At 64.7% G+C, this 18,895-nt stretch carries 15 protein-coding genes; 3 read left to right on the forward strand and 12 right to left on the reverse strand.

The window, feature by feature from the left end; all coding sequences use genetic code 11:
* Positions 1-121: 121 nt before the first annotated feature.
* Both GGR61_RS03410 and GGR61_RS03415 read right to left on the reverse strand, forming a co-directional pair.
* Positions 122-1,843 carry an EAL domain-containing protein gene (locus GGR61_RS03410; RefSeq protein WP_184408536.1) on the reverse strand — a complete coding sequence of 574 codons (1,722 nt, stop codon included), beginning with the start codon at positions 1,841-1,843 and terminating at the stop codon, positions 122-124.
* A 3-nt stretch (positions 1,844-1,846) separates the two neighbouring features.
* Positions 1,847-3,979: a PAS domain S-box protein gene (locus tag GGR61_RS03415; protein ID WP_184408535.1), complete on the reverse strand. Its 2,133-nt coding sequence runs from the start codon at positions 3,977-3,979 to the stop codon at positions 1,847-1,849.
* Between the two features lie 118 nt (positions 3,980-4,097).
* Here GGR61_RS03415 and GGR61_RS03420 point away from each other — a divergent pair, with 118 nt between their 5' ends.
* On the forward strand, positions 4,098-6,884 hold the full coding sequence (locus tag GGR61_RS03420) for an EAL domain-containing protein (protein ID WP_184620433.1): 2,787 nt from the start codon (positions 4,098-4,100) through the stop codon (positions 6,882-6,884).
* A 146-nt stretch (positions 6,885-7,030) separates the two neighbouring features.
* Here GGR61_RS03420 and GGR61_RS21025 read toward each other — a convergent pair whose 3' ends face one another.
* From GGR61_RS21025 to GGR61_RS03450, 6 genes are all read right to left on the reverse strand, one after another.
* On the reverse strand, positions 7,031-7,714 hold the full coding sequence (locus tag GGR61_RS21025) for a hypothetical protein (RefSeq protein WP_260286868.1): 684 nt from the start codon (positions 7,712-7,714) through the stop codon (positions 7,031-7,033).
* Positions 7,715-7,986: 272 nt separating this feature from the next.
* Positions 7,987-8,301 carry a hypothetical protein gene (locus GGR61_RS03430; protein ID WP_184620434.1) on the reverse strand — a complete coding sequence of 105 codons (315 nt, stop codon included), beginning with the start codon at positions 8,299-8,301 and terminating at the stop codon, positions 7,987-7,989.
* 129 nt (positions 8,302-8,430) lie between these two features.
* Positions 8,431-9,621 (reverse strand): methyl-accepting chemotaxis protein, encoded by a 1,191-nt coding sequence (locus tag GGR61_RS03435; RefSeq protein ID WP_184408532.1) that lies wholly within the window; start codon positions 9,619-9,621, stop codon positions 8,431-8,433.
* Positions 9,622-9,769: 148 nt separating this feature from the next.
* Positions 9,770-10,384, reverse strand: coding sequence for a high frequency lysogenization protein HflD (gene hflD, locus GGR61_RS03440; protein WP_184408531.1), 615 nt, complete (start codon positions 10,382-10,384; stop codon positions 9,770-9,772).
* Positions 10,384-11,520: a tRNA 2-thiouridine(34) synthase MnmA gene (gene mnmA / locus GGR61_RS03445; RefSeq protein ID WP_184620435.1), complete on the reverse strand. Its 1,137-nt coding sequence runs from the start codon at positions 11,518-11,520 to the stop codon at positions 10,384-10,386. The genes hflD and mnmA overlap by 1 nt, the downstream gene beginning before the upstream one ends.
* Positions 11,517-11,975, reverse strand: coding sequence for an NUDIX hydrolase (locus GGR61_RS03450; protein ID WP_184620436.1), 459 nt, complete (start codon positions 11,973-11,975; stop codon positions 11,517-11,519). Before GGR61_RS03450 ends, mnmA begins: the two co-directional genes overlap by 4 nt.
* A 250-nt stretch (positions 11,976-12,225) precedes the next feature.
* Between GGR61_RS03450 and clpS the strand changes: the two genes are divergently transcribed.
* Together clpS and clpA are read left to right on the forward strand one after the other, a co-directional pair.
* Complete coding sequence (clpS, locus tag GGR61_RS03455) at positions 12,226-12,546, forward strand: ATP-dependent Clp protease adapter ClpS (protein WP_029219836.1); 321 nt, start codon at positions 12,226-12,228, stop codon at positions 12,544-12,546.
* A gap of 143 nt (positions 12,547-12,689) precedes the next feature.
* Positions 12,690-14,972: an ATP-dependent Clp protease ATP-binding subunit ClpA gene (gene clpA / locus GGR61_RS03460; RefSeq protein ID WP_184408528.1), complete on the forward strand. Its 2,283-nt coding sequence runs from the start codon at positions 12,690-12,692 to the stop codon at positions 14,970-14,972.
* Between the two features lie 300 nt (positions 14,973-15,272).
* Here the strand turns inward: clpA and infA are convergent, their stop codons facing one another.
* From infA to trxB, 4 genes are all read right to left on the reverse strand, one after another.
* Positions 15,273-15,491, reverse strand: a complete 219-nt coding sequence (gene infA / locus GGR61_RS03465; RefSeq protein WP_002813418.1) for a translation initiation factor IF-1 — start codon at positions 15,489-15,491, stop codon at positions 15,273-15,275.
* An 80-nt stretch (positions 15,492-15,571) separates the two neighbouring features.
* A complete protein-coding gene (gene aat / locus GGR61_RS03470; RefSeq protein WP_184620552.1) occupies positions 15,572-16,321 on the reverse strand; it encodes a leucyl/phenylalanyl-tRNA--protein transferase in 750 nt (249 codons plus the stop codon).
* A 242-nt stretch (positions 16,322-16,563) separates the two neighbouring features.
* On the reverse strand, positions 16,564-17,682 hold the full coding sequence (locus GGR61_RS03475) for a GNAT family N-acetyltransferase (RefSeq protein WP_184620437.1): 1,119 nt from the start codon (positions 17,680-17,682) through the stop codon (positions 16,564-16,566).
* A 60-nt stretch (positions 17,683-17,742) separates the two neighbouring features.
* Positions 17,743-18,711 (reverse strand): thioredoxin-disulfide reductase, encoded by a 969-nt coding sequence (trxB, locus tag GGR61_RS03480; RefSeq protein WP_184620438.1) that lies wholly within the window; start codon positions 18,709-18,711, stop codon positions 17,743-17,745.
* Positions 18,712-18,895: the final 184 nt, after the last annotated feature.

An 18,895-nucleotide genomic window follows, 5' to 3' on the forward strand; every position in this document is an offset into this window, starting at 1 on the left:
GGGATTGGGGATTGGCAAGAGCGGTTTTGCGGCGCTCTTGCCGTCTGCCTTGCTTGGCGAATCTCCGATCGCGGCTCAGGAATATCGCTGTCCGCTTTTACCAATCCCCAATCCCGAATCTCTATTCCCTGCCGTTACGCAGCTCATCGTGAGTGCGGAAGGCCTGACGGATGTGTTCGCGCAGTTCGTCGTCGTTCCAGGGTTTGGTCAGGAAGCGGTAGATCGCGCCGCGGTTGATCGCCTCGGTGACGGTGGCCAGGTCGGTGTAGCCGGACAGCACCAGGCGCACGGTGTCCGGGTAAAGCATCTTGACCCGGCCCAGGAACTCGGTGCCGCTCATGTCGCTCATGCGCTGGTCCGACAGGATCACCTGTACGTCGTTGGTCGCCAACAGGTCGAAAGCGTCGCGCACGTTGCCGGCGGCCAGGATGCGATAGCCATCGCGGCGGAACAGGCGCACCAGCGAGCGCAGCACGTTCTCCTCGTCGTCCAGCAGCAGCAAGGTGCGGTCGGGGCGGCTCTCGGCGAACGATTCCGGGCGCAGATAGCGGCGTCGTAGCGCCATGCCGGCCGATTCGGCCGACATCGGTTCGCCGAACAGGTAGCCCTGGAAGATGTCGCAGTCGTTGCGGCGCAGAAAGCCCAGTTGCGCCTGCGATTCCACGCCATTGGCAATGACCGTCATGCCCAGCTGATGGCCCATCGCAATGATCGCGCGCGCGATCGCCGCTTCGCGGCTGCCGGCCGGCGCGCTCTTGATGAAGCTGCGGTCGATCTTCAGCCGATCCACCGGGTAACGCACCAGCGCGCTGAGGCTGGAATCGCCGGTGCCGAAGTTGTCTAGGCTCAGGCTGATGCCTTCGTTGCGCAGGTTGGCCATCGTCTCGTGGACGAAATTGACGTTGTTGGTCAACGCGCTTTCGTTGATTTCCAGGGTGACGAACTGCGCCGGCACGCCAGCGGTCTGCAACATCGCCATCACTTCGTTGAAGAAGCCCGGGCGCAGCAACTGCAATGTGGAGACATTGACCGCGATGCTGAAATCGTCGAAGCCCTGGTCGCGCCACAGCCGCGCCTGGCGCACCGCGTTCTGCAGCACCCATTCGCCGATCTGCACGATCACGCCCAGGCGCTCGGCGGTGCGCATGAAGCGCTCCGGCACCAGCATGCCCAGCGTGGGCGATTGCCAGCGCAGCAGCGCTTCCATGCCGACGATGCGGCCGTCACGCGCGCTCACCAGCGGCTGGTAGCGCAGGCGCAGTTCGCCGTGCGGGATCGCATCGACGATCTGGCGCGCAATGATGCTTTCGCTGTGTGCGTTGGTGGTCGAGTTGCGCGAGTACAGCCGCACCGTATTGCCGCCCTCCCGCGCAGCCTGATAGCTGGCTTCCTCGGCGTAATCGAGCAGGATGGACAGCGAGGTCGAGTGCTCCGGACACAGGCTGATGCCGACCTTGCCGGTCATAAACAACGTGTACGGCAGTACCGATAACGGCAATTCCAGCTGCTGCCGGATCTCTTCGGCGAAGTCTTCCGGCAGCGGGGTGTCTTCGCGACGCACCGCCACCACCACCATTTCATCGCTGCCGTGACGCCAGAGCTTGCCGCGCGTGCCGAGGAACTCCTGCAGCCGGCGCGCCGCCAAGGTGAGCGCCTGATCGCCGACCTCGCCACTCATGTTCTCGTTGATCGAGGCGAAATGGTCGATATCGATGTGGAAGATCATCAGCGGCGGGCCGCCGGACGTGGCTGCGTCCACCAGGTGCAGCAGTTCGGGATTGCCCGCGCCCAGGCGGGTGGGTTTGACGATTTCCAGTCCGGGCGGGATTACGGGGCTCCACATGACTCAACGTCCACCATCGTCGTGGACGGACTCGCCGACCGGGTGATAGGGCAGGCGCAACGTCACGCGCGTGCCTGCTCCGGGTGATGATTCTATCGCGAGTGCGCCGCCGACGGTTTGCGCACGCTCACGCATCACGATCAGCCCAAGCCCACGCGGGCCTTCGGGCTCGAAACCGTCGCCGTCATCACTGACTTCCAGCCGAAAACTTTCGCTGTCGATCGACTGCAGGCGCATGCGCACTTCGCCCGCACAGGCGTGCCGCAAGGCATTGGTCAGGCTTTCCTGCGCAATACGGAAGCAGGCTTGTTCGATCTCGTTGCCCGGCCGCACCTCCAGCGGCTGGATATCCAGCTCCAGGCGCACCTGCGATGCGCGAAACAACATTGACGCCTGCCAGCGCAACGCTGCTTCCAGCCCCAGCGCATCCAGTTGCGGCGGACGCAGCAGCATCGACAGATTGCGCAGCTTGGTGACGGTGCTGTCGGCCAGCGAGACCACTTCCAGCAGATCCTCGCGGCGTGCGTCAGGATCCGGCTCGTCCAAGGCCGCATGCGCCGACAGCTTCATCGCGGTGATCGCCTGACCGATATCGTCATGCAGATCGCGCGAGATCGCGCGGCGTTCGTCCTCCTGCAGCGAGAACAGCCGCTTGGCCATCGCCTGCAACTCGGCATTGCTTTCGGCCAGCGCATCGCGCATGCGCTCGGGTTCGCTCAGGTCGCGCACCACCAGCAGCTTGCAGCTGCGCCCGCCGTAACGGATATCGCCGGCCGACAAGCCGGCGTAGAAGGTGCTGCGGTCGCGGCGCCGCATCGCCCGGGCGCTGGACACCGGCTCGTTGCGGTCGCTGCCGGCGCGCAGGTACTCGCGTACCACCGGCAGGTCGCTCTCGGTGACCAGGGTCTGCAGCGGCTCGCCCAGGATGGTCTCGCCCTGAAAGCCGAACTGCGCCGCCCCGGCCGAATTGGCGTACATCACGTGCTCGTCGGCCAGGATCAACACCCCGTCAGGCAGCACCCGCACCAGTTCCCGGAATTGTTCCTCGCGTTCGCGCAGCAGGCGACGTGATTGCTCCCGCTCGCTCACGTCCTGCAGCGTGCCGTGGATATGGCGTGCGCCGCTGGGCGTGGTCACGCTTTCGGCGCGCAGGTGAATGGTGCGCGGCTGTGAATCGCCACCGGTGAGCGGCAGCAGCACATCGATCTGCATCTCCCCGCCGCTGCAGATGTCTTCGATCATGCGTTCGATACGCGCCTGGGTGGCGGTGTCGGAGGCGGTCAGCAATTCTTCCAGCCGATGTTCGCGACGATGCATCGGCACGCTGCGGCCCAGCAGCCGATACACCGCCGCCGAATAGCGCCCCATGCCGGTGGCGCGGTCCAGTTGCCACGAACCCAGCCGCGCGATGCTTTGCGCTTCTTCCAGTCGCTGCAGCGCTTCGTCGCGCACATGCTGCGCGTGATGTTCTTCGCTGCGATCGACAGTGACCACCAGGCGGGCAGGGCCGCTGGCCAGGTACAACTGATTGCTGCGGATCTCGACGTGGCGTGGACCGTTGCGGGTCAGCAGTTCCTCGTTCATGGCGCAGGTATCGTCGCCCTTGGCGCGGATCTGCGTGATGATCTCTTCCAGCCGCATGCCATCGGCATTGGGCCAGATCGCCTGCAGCGTCTGCTGGAAGAACGCGTCGCGTTCCCAGCCGAAAAATTCCAGCGCCGCCGGGTTGGCGTCGAGAATGCGCAACGTGGCCAGGTCGTAGATCAGGGCAGGGCTGGGCAGCGCCAGGAACTTGGCCTGCAGCAGCGCCTCGGACTGCGCCAGTTGGGCATATTCGTCCACGATCAGCTTCACGAAGCGCCGCAGCACCAGATGGATCACGATACTGGAGATCACCAGGAAGCTGGCATCGGACCAGCGCTCCGGCAGTGCCGCACCGGTCATGTTGAGCAGCCGGTTGCCCAGCAGCAACCAGACCACGCCCAGCAACAGGTACAGCCCGGTCAGCGTCCACAGGCCTTGCTGCAGGCGTTGGGCCAGGCGAAGTCGGGAAACCGGGGGGGACGAAAACGCGGGCGCTGCGACAGGTTGGTGCATGAGTCCGCGGACGACCTTTGAAGCGGGCGATGGGTCCATCTTAGCCGCAATGCGACCTGCTTCGGTTGCAGCCGAACCGGGCGGCTCAACTAATCCGGAAAGCGGCCGTTATCCATTGCGACTCCGAGTCCGGGGTCGATCTTCGGAGTGTTCCAGAGTGGACTCAGGCGTCATTGCAAGCATGCTGCAGCACCCGCTGACCTCGGCGGTGGTGTTGTTGGATGCGCATGGCCAGCCCCTGGCCGCCAACCGCGTTGCGCAATCGCTCGGATTGCCGGCAACCCTTGGGGCGTATGCCGAAGTGCTGGACAGCAGTCGTGCCCAGCTGGCGCACAACGGCGGCATGGCCGCCTGCGTATTGCCGGCAACGGGCGGTGGACGGCTGGAAGGCTGGTTGCGCGCGGTCTGCGATGAACAGGGCCAGGTGATGGCGTTCACCCTGAGCATTCCCGAGCCGGTGGGCGCCGATGGCACCAGCCGCTGGGAAATGGGGCTGGACAGCGCCGACCACGGGTTGTGGGACTGGGATATTCCGGCCGACGTGGTGTACCGCTCCGAACGTTGGACACGCATGCTCGGCTATTCCGAGCAGCCACTGCCGAACAATCTCACCGCGTTGTCCGGGTTGATTCATCCCGACGACCACGCTCAGGTCAGTGCCGCCGTACAGGCGCATCTGGATGGGCGTACCGATACCTACGTGGCCGAGTTCCGGCTGCGTCAGCATGACGGCCAGTGGCGCTGGATCCTCGATCGCGGTCGTGTAGTGTCGCGCACCGCCGATGGCCGCCCGCTGCGCATGGTCGGCACCCATACCGACGTGCATCACCAGAAATTGCTCGAACAGCAGCTGCGCGAGCAGCAGGCTCAGCTGGAAGAGGCCCAGCGCATTGCCAGCATGGGCAGCTGGAGCTGGGACACGCTCGACGACGCGTTGTGGGTATCGCCGGATTTCCTGCAGCAGCTCGGCATGACCGAGCTGCGCCTGCAGGGCCTTCGCGACATCTTGCGGTTGCTGGGTCGGCCGTCGCTTGCGCAGTTGCGCAGCGCCTGGCGCAAGATCAGGCATGAAGGCATGCCGGTGCAGTTCGAGCTCGAGATCGATGGCCTTCCCGGCGTCAATCCGCATCATCTACGGGTCTGGGCACAGCCGGTATTCGACGGCAACGGCGGCATGGTACGCCTGCTCGGCCAGCTGCAGAACGTCACCGAACAGCGCCAGACCGATGCATTGATCCGCTGGCGCACCGAATTGCTCAACCGTGTCTCGGCGCTGGGAAAGATCGGTGGCTGCGAGATCGAAGTCGATACGCGCCGCATGCAGTGGACCGAGGAGTGCTACCGCATCCACGGCCTGCGCAAGGAAAACATCACCCTGGAGCAGGCGCTGGCGCTGTACACCCAGGATTCGCGCGACGCCTTCGAAGCGGCGCTGCTACGCATTTCCGATGGCGGCCTGCCCGAGCAGCTGGAGTTGTGCTTCTACCGCAACTCCGGTCAACGCATCTGGGTGCAGGTGCTGATCGAGCTGGACCGGCGCGAAGGCCTGCCGCCGCGGTTTGTCGCCTTGTTCCGCGACGTTACCCGCGAACGCGAAGCCAACGAACGCATCGAGCTGCTGGCCCATTACGACCGTCTGACCGGCCTGCCGAACCGTTTCCTGCTGCGCGAACAGGCAGAGACCGCCATTCGTGAGGCGCACGAGCGCGGCCAGGTGCTGGCGATGTTGCTGATCGATCTGGATGGCTTCAAGAGCATCAACGATTCGTTCGGTCACGCCACCGGCGACAATCTGCTCAAACTCGCTTCTGCGCGGCTGCATCAGCATCTGCGCAACAGCGATCTGTTCGGCCGTTTCAGCGACGACGAATTCATCGTGCTGTTGCGCGATCTGTCCGATCCGGAAGATGCCGGCCACGTCGCGCGCAAGCTGATCAACGCGCTCGGCGAGCCGCTGCGCAAGGAGCATGTCACCCTCAAGCTCGGCGCCAGTATCGGCATCGCGTTGCAGGGCGAAGGCCTGTCGGATTTCGACAGCCTGCTACGCGCCGCCGATGCGGCGATGTATGCAGCCAAGGAGTCCGGCCGCAATACCTTCCATTACTACAGCCAGGACGTTTTGCTGCGTGCGCAGCGTCGCCTGGAGTTGGAGCATGCGCTGCAAGGCGCGCTGGAACGCGAAGAATTCACGCTGGTCTATCAGCCGCTGGTCAATACGGTGGGTGAGTCATCGCCTGCGATCGAAGCGCTGATGCGCTGGAATCGCCCAGGACATAGCCAATGCAGCCCGGTCGAGTTCATTCCGATTGCCGAGGAATGCGGCGAGATCGTGCGTCTTGGCGAATGGGTGATCGGCGAAGCCTGCCGCCAGGCGGTGGTGTGGGATCGTGCCGGACTCAATTTCAGTCGCATCGCGGTCAACGTCTCTGCCGTGCAGCTGCGCGAACGCGGCTTTGCCGAGCGCGTGCTGGAGATCTGCCGCGACAATGGTTGGTCACCACAGCGCCTGGAACTGGAATTGACCGAATCGGCGCTGATCCGCGATTCCGATTCGCTCCGCCGCTGTTTCGAGCTGTTCGAACAGAACGGCGTGCTGCTGGCGGTGGACGACTTCGGTACCGGTTTTTCCAACCTGCATTACCTCAACCGCTTCCCCGTGCAGCGTTTGAAGATCGACCGCAGCTTCGTGCAAGGCATGCTCGACGATGCCAACACCGCTGAAGTGACCCAGGCCATCGTGCATCTGGGTCACGCGCTTGGCATGCAAGTGGTCGCAGAAGGTGTGGAAACGGTGCAGGAAGACGCCTTGCTGCGCCAGCAAGGCTGCGACGAAATCCAGGGCTACTTCTACTCGCGCCCGCTGTCGCCGCGCGATATGGCCCAGTGGCTGCGCGAAGCCGAGGCCGGCATGCGGCTGGGTGCGCGGTTGGTGATTGCCGGCTGAGCCGCGAGCGAAGCTGGCAGCGTCAGGCCCGATGCTGCGCCATGTCGCGCACCAGGGTCACCAGGACGCGCATACCGCCCGGTCGGCTTACCTGTGATGCACGACAAGTCCGCAGGCCAGCACGCTCAACCGATCCGGCGCAGTCTTCATTCCGGCGCAAACGAAAGCTCGCGCCGCCAGACCAGCGGCGCGGTCTCTCGCTGTTGGTCCGGAAAGAACAGCGATAGATAGCCGGCTGCGATGGCGCGGTCGCGCAGTTTCAGACCGACGCCTTCGGCGGTCACGACGGAGACGTCGGTCACCGTGCCTTGTGCATCGACCGTCATGTCCCACACGAGGCGGCCGCGCCACTGGTCCGCTGGAATGGTTGCGTCATAGTTCGGTCGACCAACGACGTAAGGTGTTCCAGGGTCGCTGGACAGCGGCGAATCTTCGAGTTTGGCATGGACGTGTATTGTGCTTTGTCCGGTGCGCCCATCCCCTGTGTTTGCCTGAAACGTCCATAGGCCAGGGCTGCCCCCGTGGCCCAGATCGGCGCCGTAGCAGTGCTTGACGCCACGGTAGTCGGGGTACTGGTGGCTCGACACTTCCCGCCCGGACGCATCAAAGGCCTTCAACACCAATCCGCCCACATCGGCAGCGGCAAGATCGGTTGCGACACAGACCTGGTGATGGTGCTGACCATTGGTCAGGAACTGGATGGTTTGCTGGCGGGCAATCGCATCAGGCGGCCGGGTATCCCAGAGAAATTCAAGATACACACTGCGATCTGCCGCATCAGCGGCGGGGGAGAGTGCTGCGGCAAGCAACGCCAGGCAAATGCTCTTCATGGTATCCGGGGCGCTCAACCCGAGGACGACGGCATGCACACCCTGATCGGTAATGGGGCCAGGGGTCGGGATGCATGGGAACGACGTTGGCCAAGTCTGCCACAACCACAGCCGGCGTGAGCGCGTCTCGGCGGGGCAGGGTGGTCAGAAGGAGCGCGCGCAAGGCACGGGCGATGCCGTAGGCTCGGTAGCCACGCACGGCACGCAGACCTGAGATCGGGCAGTTGAACAACACGGCGGGGCGCCTGCCGAGGCACCCCGCCATCACGGCATCAGCGGCCTGCGATGCTGAAGGTGTCGCCATCCAACCCCAGATCCCACGCGACGGTGGCGAACAGCAGCGCTTCTTCGCTGCAACTGCGGCGCGGATGGATCATCGCCTGTACTTCTGCGCGCGCAGCGCGCTCCAGGCGTTCCAGTGCCGCCGGCATGCGCACGCTCCGCAGCGCAGGCCGGGCAGCCTCGCTTTGCGCGATGCGCTCTGCGCGTGCGGCCGCCAATGCCGCAGCTTCCAACGCAGCGGCTTCCCGGGCGGCCGCTTGCAGGGCTGCGCCGGATGCATCGGGTGTAGGGGCGAGTAACGTCATGGACAAACACCAGGCTGGTTGCGGAACGACGAATCCCCGGGAAGACCGGGGACTGTCGAGATCAGAGCGTGTGCGGCATCGGTCTTGCGAGTGGCCAACACGACATCGCTGTCGTGCCGGTGCCCACGCTTAGAACAATTCGACCGTGCCAGCACCCATGCCTTGCTGCGCCACCGGCTTATGCGGCGGGCGTTCCCATTCCACGCGCAGATCGCGCAGACGGGTGGACACCTTTTGCAGCGAGGCGACCAGTTCGCCGTCGTACACGCCACCATTGCGATGCAGCAGTTCCTGCAGCGCTGTCGCTTCGCGGTTGATCGCGGTGAGGCGATCGAGGTGGGTGTGGATGCCGCTCAGCGTCTGCGTGGCGATGTCCTCGAACTGCAGGGCACGCACCGCTTCGGCCACGCTGCCATCGATGGAGCGAGCGCATTCGGAGATTTCGCGCATACCATCGCCCAACGAGGCGTTGATCTGGGCGACGTTCTCCAGCATCGCGGCCGATTCATGGCGCGCCTCGCGGGAGCGGTCCATGTGACGCGAGGCCAGCTGCGAGACCGTTTCACGCACCTTGGCGATCGATTCCTTCGAGCTGTGTGCCAGCTTGCGGATCTGTTCGTTGAAGGTGGTGGAACGTTCGGACAGGTTGCGCACCTCGTCGGCGACCACCGCGAAGCCACGACCGGCTTCACCGGCACGTGCTGCTTCGATGGCGGCGTTCAAGGCCAGCAGGTTGGTCTGGTCGGCGATCGACTTGACGTCTTCCAGCAGCGCGAAGATGCCATCCAGGTGCTGCGCCATCTCGTCGATGTGGTGGACGGTGTTGGTGCTTTGGCCGCTCACCTGTTCCAGCGCTTCCACCAGCTGCTCCATGCGGGAGCTGGCGTGCTGGGCGAAGCGGGCGACGTCGACGCCGGCATTGCCATCGTCGCCAGCGCGGTCGACGATGCGGGCCAGTGCCTGGCTTTGCTGACGCGACTTGCGGTTCATCGCTTCGAAGCTGCCACCAAGACCGGACACGGCCTGGCGGATCAGTTCGCGGGCACGCTCGACTTCCGAGCGCGAACCGTCGACTTCGTTGCTGACGAACGTACGCAGTTCGTTGAGCAGTTGGTCCTGCTCGCGCAGGATGCGGGTCTGGTCCGGGTTGCGCCGGAACTGGGAATACGTCACCCAGGCAGCGAAAACCAACCAACTAAGGGTCATGGTCGCCAGGATCGCCCAGCGCACCGAGGCGGGCCAGTCGAATCCGACAGCGAAGGGGAACAGCAAGGTCAGAGCCAAAGGAGCGGCTAGACGGATGAGTGGACGTGAATACATGGGCGTTCTCGGCAGAGTCACGGTTGCTGTATCGGCCGTACCCCCTTTGTCTTTAGCGCCGATCGCTAGATCGTCCCGCTCGTACCAGCGTAATCGACGCACGCTAGCGAGCGCTGGCGGTGCCTGAAAGCATGCGCATTGCGTTGATTCAGCGCAGCGCGCGATCCACCGCCTCGATCATTGCACGCTTTGCGAACAGGAAATCCCACAAGCTGCCGCCCATCTGTCGCCACAGTACCGCCGAGCGCACCGCAGCGAGCAGGAGCGCGCGGATTTCCGCGACCACGCCGGCCTGGCCCAGGTAGTGCGGGTTGCCTTGCACCATGACCTTCGGGCGCAGGTGGCTGATGGTCTGCGCATACAGCCCGCCCAGCGCGCTCAGCACGTCGGGATGGCCGCTGTCGCCCAGGGTCTGCGCCTGATGCGCGGCAGCCTCGATACCGTTGGACACGGTGGTGACGGTTGCGGTGTCGCGCACGAACCGGCGCTCCAGCTGCAGCACCGCCAGCGCCAGGCGCGGCAATACATCGTCCTGACCCTGATTGCGGAAATAGTTGTGCAGCAGCCGAAGGCCCGAGGCCAGGTCGGCTGGAGAGCCATACACGGCCTCTGGCGAGGAGGCATCCACCCGGAACACGCTGTCCATGGCGGTGCGCACCGTCGCCGCCTCCGAATGCCCGGTTTCGGCGATGCGTCGCACCTGTTGCAAGGCCTGGGCGACGCCGGCCAGCGCCAGCACGCGGTGATCCATGGAAGAACTCATCAAGCCACTACCTCAGGTGAAAAAGAAGATCCCGCCAATTGGCGTTCCAGCGGAGCATCGGTGGCGGCAATGACCGCGCCGCCCAGGCATTGCTCGCCGTCGTACAACACCAGCGACTGCCCCGGCGTCACCGCCCGTTGCGGCCGCTCGAAACGCACCTGCACACTGCCATCGTCCTGCACATCCACCGTGCACGGCTCGTCGGGCTGGCGGTAGCGCGTCTGCGCGGTGCAGCTGAAGTTGCGTGCCGGTGGCGCGTCGGCGACCCAGTGGGCCCGCTCGGACTGCAGCCAGCGCGATTGCAGCAGCGGGCTGTCGCGGTTCTGGTCCACGTACAGCACATTGCTCGCCACATCCTTGCCGACCACGTACCACGGCGCCGCAGCGCGTCCACGCACGCCGCCGATGTTCAGGCCTTCGCGCTGACCCAGGGTGAAATAGAACACCCCGGGATGCTCGGCGATACGCTGCCCTTGCGGGTCGCGGATTTCGCCGGTGCGCGCCGGCAGATAGCGGCCCAGAAACTCGCGGAAGTCGCGCTCGCCGATGAAGCAGATGCCGGTGGAATCCTTCTTGGCATGCGTCGGCAGGCCGGCGTCCTGGGCGATCCGGCGCAGCGCGCTTTTTTCCAGCTCGCCAATGGGGAACAAGGTCGCCGCCAGTTGGGTCTGCCCCAGCTGGTGCAGGAAATAACTCTGGTCCTTGCCGCGGTCGGCGCCGCGCAACAGTCGCCAGCGTCCGCCGCTGTGCGCCACCCGCGCGTAGTGGCCGGTGGCAATGCGTTCGGCGCCCAATGCCCGCGCCGCGTCCAGGAAATGCTTGAACTTCACCTCGCGGTTGCACAGCACGTCCGGGTTGGGCGTGCGTCCGGCCGCGTACTCGGCCAGGAAGTGCTCGAACACGCCGCTCCAGTATTCGCCGGAAAAATCGCGGAAGTGGAACGGGATGCCGAGCACGCCGCAGACAGCCACCGCATCACGACGGTCGTCTTCGGCGCGGCAATCGCCACTGCCGTCGTCGGCCCAGTTCTGCATGAACAACCCGGCGATGGACTCGCCTTGCTGTGCCAGGCGCCAGGCCGCCACCGAGGAGTCCACGCCGCCGGAGACACCCACTACAACGCGCGGCGTGCTCATGCGAAGTGACGCACCAAGGCCAGCGGATAGCGTTGGCCGGCCAGGTAGTCGGCTACCACCTCCCACACCAGCGGGCTGCGCAGGCGTTCGGCTGCGGCGTGCAGTTGGTCCGGGGTCATCCACAGCGCGCGCACCACGCCGGTATCCAGGCTGCGTTCGGGGTGATGCGTCAACGCCTCGGCAACGAAAGCGAAGCGCAAGAAGCTCTGCCCGTTCGGTGCCACCCATTGGTAGGTACCGATGAAATGGGTCAGGCGCACGTCCCAGCCGGTCTCTTCCAGGGTTTCACGCACTGCGGCGTCCAGCAGGCTTTCGTCCGGTTCCAGATGGCCGGCAGGCTGGTTCAGCAGCAACTGGCCATTGATGGTTTCTTCGACCTGCAGCAGGCAGCCGTCGCGCACCACCACGGTGGCGACGGTGACATCCGGGTGCCAGCGCGATTCGGCAGTGCTCATCGGCCTCGGTCCTGTCCGGTTGTGGCACGCGCCACGCCGCCACTGACCGAGTGGGCTTGGCGATTGTGCGCAGGCGCGTGCGCACCCGATGTCGCGGCGGATGCGCACGCGGCAGCGGTGAGCGATGGCGACAACTGCAGCACGGTCGAAGGAACGGTCATCAAGGGCCAGCCAGGGAATCGGACACAAATTGTGCGTGCCGCAGCGTAAATCGTCCAATGCACGCGACGATGAACCGTATAATGGACGAATGCCTCGTAAGACCTCCCACGAACACGATCACGGCCTGACGGTCGAAGCCAGCAAGCCCGAAGTCGCGCCACCGCCGCGCTATCAGGTGCTTTTGCTGAACGATGACTACACCCCGATGGACTTCGTGGTGACGGTGCTGCAGCAGTTTTTCAACCTCGATCTGGAGCGCGCCACCCAGGTCATGCTGCATGTCCACACCCGCGGGCGCGGGGTCTGCGGGGTCTATTCCCGGGAGGTTGCCGAGTCCAAAGTGGCGCAGGTCAACGAATTTTCGCGGATGAACCAGCACCCGCTGCTGTGCACGATGGAGCAGAGCTGAGTCCGCTAGAAGGACTATTCCAGCAGCGCAACAGTGTGGACGCGGTCACGTGCTAACGCTGTCTGAACATCCCTGTTCGATAGGGTTGTGGAAAATCCCGATAAAAGCCGCATATTGTTGGCAACAGCCGTTCGGAGTTCCCAATGTTCAGTAAAGACCTAGAGCAAACCATCGGCCAGTGCTACAAGCGAGCACGCGAGGCGCGCCATGAGTTCATGACCGTCGAGCACTTGTTGCTCTCGCTGCTGGACAATCCGTCCGCCCAGGCCGTGCTCAAGGCATGCGGCGCCGATCAGGTACGCCTGCACAACGATCTGGAGCAGGCGATCGAGGCATCGGTCTCGCGTCTGGCCGAAGATGACGGCCGCGACACCCAGCCCACGCTTGGCTTCCAGCGGGTGCTGCAGCGTGCGGTCTATCACGTGCAGTCGTCCGGCAAGAAGGAAGTCACCGGCGCCAATGTGCTGGTGGCGATCTTCGGCGAAAAAGACTCCCATGCGGTGTATTTCCTGAATCAGCAGGACATCACGCGGCTGGATATCGTCAATTACCTCTCGCATGGCATCGCCAAGCTGGGCGAGGACGGCGAGCAGCCGTCTGCGTCTGACGGCGAGCCCAAGGCCGAGGGCGGGGAGGGCGAGGCCAAGGGCGATGCGCTGGCCGAGTTCGCCACCAATCTCAACGAGCAGGCCCGTAACGGCAAGATCGACCCGCTGGTCGGCCGCGCCGACGAGATCGAGCGCACCATCCAGGTGCTGTGCCGCCGGCGCAAGAACAATCCGCTGTACGTGGGCGAGGCCGGCGTGGGCAAGACCGCGATCGCCGAAGGCCTGGCCAAGCGCATCGTCGACAACGACGTCCCCGAGGTGCTGGCCGACGCGGTGATCTTCTCGCTGGATCTGGGCGCGCTGGTGGCAGGCACCAAATACCGTGGCGACTTCGAGAAGCGCCTCAAGGGCGTGCTGACCGCGCTGAAGAAAGTGCCCAACGCGGTGCTGTTCATCGATGAGATCCACACCATCATCGGTGCGGGCTCGGCGTCGGGCGGCACCATGGACGCCTCCAACCTGATCAAGCCGGCACTGGGCTCGGGCGAGCTGCGGTGCATCGGTTCGACCACGTTCCAGGAATATCGCGGCATCTTCGAAAAGGACCGTGCGCTGGCACGTCGCTTCCAGAAGATCGACATCGTCGAGCCGACCATCGGCGAGACCTTCGAGATTCTGCAAGGCCTCAAGCCGAAGTACGAAGCCCATCACGGCGTCACCTACGCCGACGATGCGCTGCAGGCGGCGGTGGACCTGTCGGTCAAGCATATCGGCGACCGACTGCTGCCGGACAAGGCGATCGACGTGATCGACGAGGCCGGTGCGCGTCAGCGTCTGCTGCCGGAAGGCGAGCGCAAGGAGCTGATCGATATCGAAGAAATCGAAACCATCGTCGCCAAGATGGCGCGGATTCCGGCCAAGCAGGTCAGCGCGACCGACAAGGACGTGCTGCAGCATCTGGAGCGCAATCTGAAGATGGTGATCTTCGGCCAGAACCCGGCGATCGAGACGCTGGCCGGCTCGATCAAGCTGGCGCGTTCAGGCCTGGCCAATCCGGAAAAGCCGATCGGCAACTTCCTGTTTGCCGGCCCGACCGGTGTCGGCAAGACCGAGGTCACCAAGCAGCTTGCGTTGCAGCTGGGCATCGAGCTGGTGCGCTTTGACATGTCCGAATACATGGAAGCGCATTCGATCAGCCGCTTGATCGGTGCCCCTCCGGGGTATGTGGGCTTCGATCAGGGCGGTTTGCTGACCGAGAAGGTGGTCAAGACGCCGCATTGCGTATTGCTGTTGGACGAAGTGGAGAAGGCGCATCCGGACATCTTCAACATCCTGTTGCAGGTCATGGATCGCGGCATCCTGACCGACACCAATGGCCGCGAGGCGAATTTCAAGAACGTGATCCTGGTGATGACGACCAATGCCGGTGCCACCCAGGCCTCGCGTCGGTCGATCGGTTTCACCAAGCAGGATCATTCCACCGACGCGATGGAGTCGATCCGTCGCGGCTTCACGCCGGAGTTCCGCAACCGCCTGGATGCGATCGTGCAGTTCCAGCCGCTGGCTTTCGACCACATCCTGCGCGTGGTGGACAAGTTCATCATCGAACTGGAAATGCTGTTGCAGGAAAAGCACGTCTCGCTGTCGGCCACCCCGACTGCGCGTGACTGGCTGGCCCAGCACGGCTTCGATCCGCTGATGGGCGCGCGCCCGATGTCGCGGGTGATCCAGGAGAAGATCAAGCGTCCGCTGGCCGATGAGCTGTTGTTCGGCAAGCTGGTGGAAGGCGGCCGGGTCAATATCGACGTCAAGGACGGCGAGCTGGTGGTGGAAGCGCACCCGGAACCGGAGCGTCTGCTGCCGGCGACCGTCGACTGATCGGCTGGCGCTCTCGAAACGAAAAACCGCTCGAAAGAGCGGTTTTTTTTTATGTCCGTGACGTGTTGCAAGGGGCATCGCAGGCAGGCGTGGGGCAGGTCGCAGCGAACGACGCGTCATCGCGATGCATTTTCGTCACCTGGGACGATGTGTCGCCTGGATGCCATGGCGATACCAATGCTGCGGGCGAAAGCAGGCCCAAACGCTGACGACCTCACCCCATGCTGCCTATGCGCAGGTAAATGCCGGGCACGACAAAAAGCGGCCATTGGCCGCCTCGCGTCTCACCACCAGTACCGCTTACTTCATGCGGTAGGTAATACGACCCTTGGTCAGGTCGTAGGGCGTCATCTCAACTTTGACCCGGTCGCCGGTCAGAATGCGGATGTAGTTCTTGCGCATGCGGCCGGAGATATGGGCGATGATCTCATGCCCGTTTTCCAGCTTGACCCGGAACGTGGTATTGGGGAGCGTCTCGCTGACGCTGCCTTCGAATTCAATGGAGTCGTCTTTCGACATGTAATCCTGTGCAATCACGGCTGGCCCGGGAGGGCCGTAAGGGACGGCATTTTACGCCCCATCTCCCCGTGGTGCAAATTTTATGTTAAGCGGGCTTCACCAAGTGCGCTGGCCGGGCGCTCGCCGTAGTGCGCCGACCACTTGCCGGGTGCTGCTGGTCGGGCGACCTGCGACTGCACGTGTTGCAGGAACTGGGCGCGGGGCAGGCGCTGCGCGCCCAGGCGCAGCAGGTGCGGGTTTTCCACCTGCGCATCGAGCAGAGGCCATCCGCTGGCATGCAGATAGGCGGCGAGCGCCGCCAGCGCCACCTTCGAGCCGCCGCTGGCGGCACTGAACATGCTTTCGCCGAAAAACATCTGGCCGATCGCCACGCCGTAGATGCCGCCCACCAGGCGAGCGCCATCGAATACCTCCAACGAATGCGCATGGCCCAGGTGGTGGAGTTCGATATAGGCCTGTTGCATCCGGGGGGTGATCCAGGTGCCGTCCTGGCCAACGCGCGGAATCGACGCGCAGGCGGCAATCACCTGCGCAAAGGCGGTGTCGGCGCGGACGGTCCAGGTGCTGCTGCGCAAGTGACGCTTGAAGCGTGACGACAGGCGGACGCCATCGGTACGAAACACCATGCGTGGATCCGGGCTCCACCACAGGATCGGCTGACCCTCGGAAAACCACGGGAACACGCCGTGCGCATACGCGGTGAGCAGGCGCTGCGGCGACAGGTCGCCGCCGATCGCGAGCAGTCCATCCGGCTCGCGCAAGGCGTCCTCGGCCGGCGGAAACGCGGCGGCAGGATCGGCGGCAAGCAGATAGGGAAGGCGGCGTGGCATGCCGTGAGTGTAGAGCGTGTTGTGCATCTCGCCCCTGGAGCGTGGCATGCCCGGGGAGGATGGCCGTGGGACGGGTGTGGCTGGCCCTGAGTGTGGAACACGTCCGCGCGCACTGCGGTGACGGTGCGCCATCCGCACACGCCGACAACGGGTAGCCAAGTGTGCGTGCCGTTGTTGCCGCTAATGCTTCGGGAAGGCGCCTGCGATCAGGCGTGCATGCCGCTGCTGTCGGTCGCGCTGGATCAATCGCGAAACGGGCTGTGCTCGGACAACTCATGCGCATGCCGGGCGACCGCATCGCGCTCGTCCGCACACCACTGCGCCAGTGGCTCGCGAAAGCCGGGATCTGCGATCCAGTGGCGGCTGCGCACCAGCGTCGGCAGGAAGCCGCGTGCGATCTTGTGCGTGCCTTGTGCGCCCGGCTCGAAGCGGGTGAGACCTTCGCGCAGGCAGTATTCGATGCCCTGGTAGTAGCAGGTTTCGAAATGCAGCCCCGGCAGCGCCTCGCCGCCCCAGTAACGCCCGTACAGCGTGTCGTGTCCGCGCAGGCACAGCGCGCCGGCAATCGCCTGCCCGTCCAGCTCGGCCAGAAACATCACCAGCTGGCGCGGCAGATGCTGGGCGAGATGGCGCAGGAACTGTGGCGTCAGCGCAGGCGAGTTGCCGTATTCGTTGAAGGTCTTGAGATAGAAGCCATACATCGCCTCCAGGTCCGCCTCGCTGGCCTGGTCGCCGTGCACCACGCGCAGTTGCACCCCGGCCCGCTGCACCTTGGCGCGCTCCTGGCGGATGTTCTTGCGGCGTTTGTGATCCATCGCCGCGAGAAAGCTCTCGAAATCGCTCCAGCCGCTGGCGTTGTGCCAGTGGTATTGCAGATCGTTGCGTTCCAGCCAGTCGGTATCGAAGGCGGCATCTTCATCAGCCAGATGAAAATTCACATGCGCCGAAGACAAGCTACTGCGCTCCACCAGCTCGCGCATCGCGGCCAATAGATGACCGCGCCACTTGGGCGCGCCGAGCAGGCGCGGGCCGGTCACCGGGGAGTAGGGCACGCCGCACAGCCACTTGGGGAAATACTCCTGCCCATAGCGCGCGTAGGCATGCGCCCAGGCGTGGTCGAACACGAACTCGCCATGCGAATTGTTCTTCAGATACCCGGGCGCGGCAGCGACCAGCGTGTCGCCGTCCCACAGCGTCAGGTGCAGCGGATTCCAGCCCCAGTCCGGACGCAGGCAACCCTCGCGTTCCAGGCCTTGCAGAAACCCATAGCTGATGAAGGGATGGGTGCCGTCGTGCAAGGCATCCCAGGCCCCGGCGGGAAGTTCGTCCAGCTGGCGACACCAACGGGCGGTAACGCTCACGCGTTCAGCCCGCTGGCGATGCCGCTGCCCGCGCGGCGCGGCCGGCGGTCAGCGGCCACCTCAGGCACTCTTGTCCAGATAACGCTCGGCATCCAACGCAGCCATGCAGCCGAAGCCGGCCGAGGTGATGGCCTGGCGGTAGTGCTGGTCGGCGACGTCACCGGCTGCGAACACGCCGGCCACCGAGGTCTCGGTCGCTGCGCCGTTGAGGCCGGAGCGGATTTCCAGGTAGCCGTTGTTCATGGCCAGCTGGCCGTCGAACAGCTGCGTATTGGGATGGTGGCCGATGGCGACGAAGAAGCCGTGCGCGTCGATGTCGCGGGTGCTGCCGTCGATAGTGGACTTGACCCGCACACCGGTGACGCCGGCATCGTTGCCCAGCACTTCGTCGATGGCGTGGTGCCAGACGGTCTCGATCTTGCCGGCGGAGACCTTGGCGAACAGCTTGTCCTGCATGATCTTTTCGGCGCGCAGCGTGTCGCGGCGATGGACCAGGTAGACCTTGCGGGCGATATTGGACAGGTACAGCGCTTCTTCGACCGCGGTGTTGCCGCCGCCGACCACGACCACGTCCTGGTCCTTGTAGAAGAACCCGTCGCAGGTGGCGCAGGCGGAGACGCCACGGCCCTTGAAGGCCTCTTCGCTGGGGATGCCCAGGTACTTGGCGGTGGCGCCGGTCGCGATGATCAGTGCGTCGCAGGTGTATTCGGCGCCGTCGCCGCTCAGCCGGAACGGGCGCTGCGACAGGTCGGCGGTGTGGATGTGGTCGAAGATCACCTCGGTCTCGAAGCGCTCGGCGTGCTCCTGCATGCGGGTCATCAGGTCCGGGCCCATCAAGCCGTGGGGGTCGCCCGGCCAGTTATCGACTTCGGTGGTGGTCATCAGCTGGCCGCCTTGCTGCAGGCCGGTGATCACCACCGGCTTGAGGTTGGCGCGGGCGGCGTAGACCGCGGCGGTCCAGCCGGCCGGGCCGGAGCCCAGGATCAGCAGGCGGGAATGCTTGGCGGAACTGGCAGAAGAGGCGCTCATGTATACTCGCGATCTAGGAATTGGCAGGGTTGGCGAACGCATTCGCGCCCCTCAGGCGGCATAGAGTGGCGGTCCCCACCCGGTGAATCAAGGCGGCGCGATGGAACTGCTTGAACCGCAGATGGCATGGTCCGCCCCGTCCGCGTAATCGACGCCGCCTTGTGCGGCGTTTTTTGTTGACCGC

The sequence above is a fragment of the Xanthomonas sp. 3058 genome (assembly GCF_014199765.1).
GTDB lineage: Bacteria > Pseudomonadota > Gammaproteobacteria > Xanthomonadales > Xanthomonadaceae > Xanthomonas > Xanthomonas campestris_B.

Coding starts and splice junctions, on each gene's coding strand:
- GGR61_RS03410 (WP_184408536.1), bottom strand. CDS start 1,843: ATGTGGAGCCCCGTAATCCCGCCCGGACTGGAAATCGTCAAACCCACC.
- GGR61_RS03415 (WP_184408535.1), bottom strand. CDS start 3,979: ATGGACCCATCGCCCGCTTCAAAGGTCGTCCGCGGACTCATGCACCAA.
- GGR61_RS21025 (WP_260286868.1), bottom strand. CDS start 7,714: ATGAAGAGCATTTGCCTGGCGTTGCTTGCCGCAGCACTCTCCCCCGCC.
- GGR61_RS03430 (WP_184620434.1), bottom strand. CDS start 8,301: ATGACGTTACTCGCCCCTACACCCGATGCATCCGGCGCAGCCCTGCAA.
- GGR61_RS03435 (WP_184408532.1), bottom strand. CDS start 9,621: ATGTATTCACGTCCACTCATCCGTCTAGCCGCTCCTTTGGCTCTGACC.
- hflD (WP_184408531.1), bottom strand. CDS start 10,384: ATGAGTTCTTCCATGGATCACCGCGTGCTGGCGCTGGCCGGCGTCGCC.
- mnmA (WP_184620435.1), bottom strand. CDS start 11,520: ATGAGCACGCCGCGCGTTGTAGTGGGTGTCTCCGGCGGCGTGGACTCC.
- GGR61_RS03450 (WP_184620436.1), bottom strand. CDS start 11,975: ATGAGCACTGCCGAATCGCGCTGGCACCCGGATGTCACCGTCGCCACC.
- clpS (WP_029219836.1), top strand. CDS start 12,226: ATGCCTCGTAAGACCTCCCACGAACACGATCACGGCCTGACGGTCGAA.
- clpA (WP_184408528.1), top strand. CDS start 12,690: ATGTTCAGTAAAGACCTAGAGCAAACCATCGGCCAGTGCTACAAGCGA.
- infA (WP_002813418.1), bottom strand. CDS start 15,491: ATGTCGAAAGACGACTCCATTGAATTCGAAGGCAGCGTCAGCGAGACG.
- aat (WP_184620552.1), bottom strand. CDS start 16,321: ATGCCACGCCGCCTTCCCTATCTGCTTGCCGCCGATCCTGCCGCCGCG.
- trxB (WP_184620438.1), bottom strand. CDS start 18,711: ATGAGCGCCTCTTCTGCCAGTTCCGCCAAGCATTCCCGCCTGCTGATC.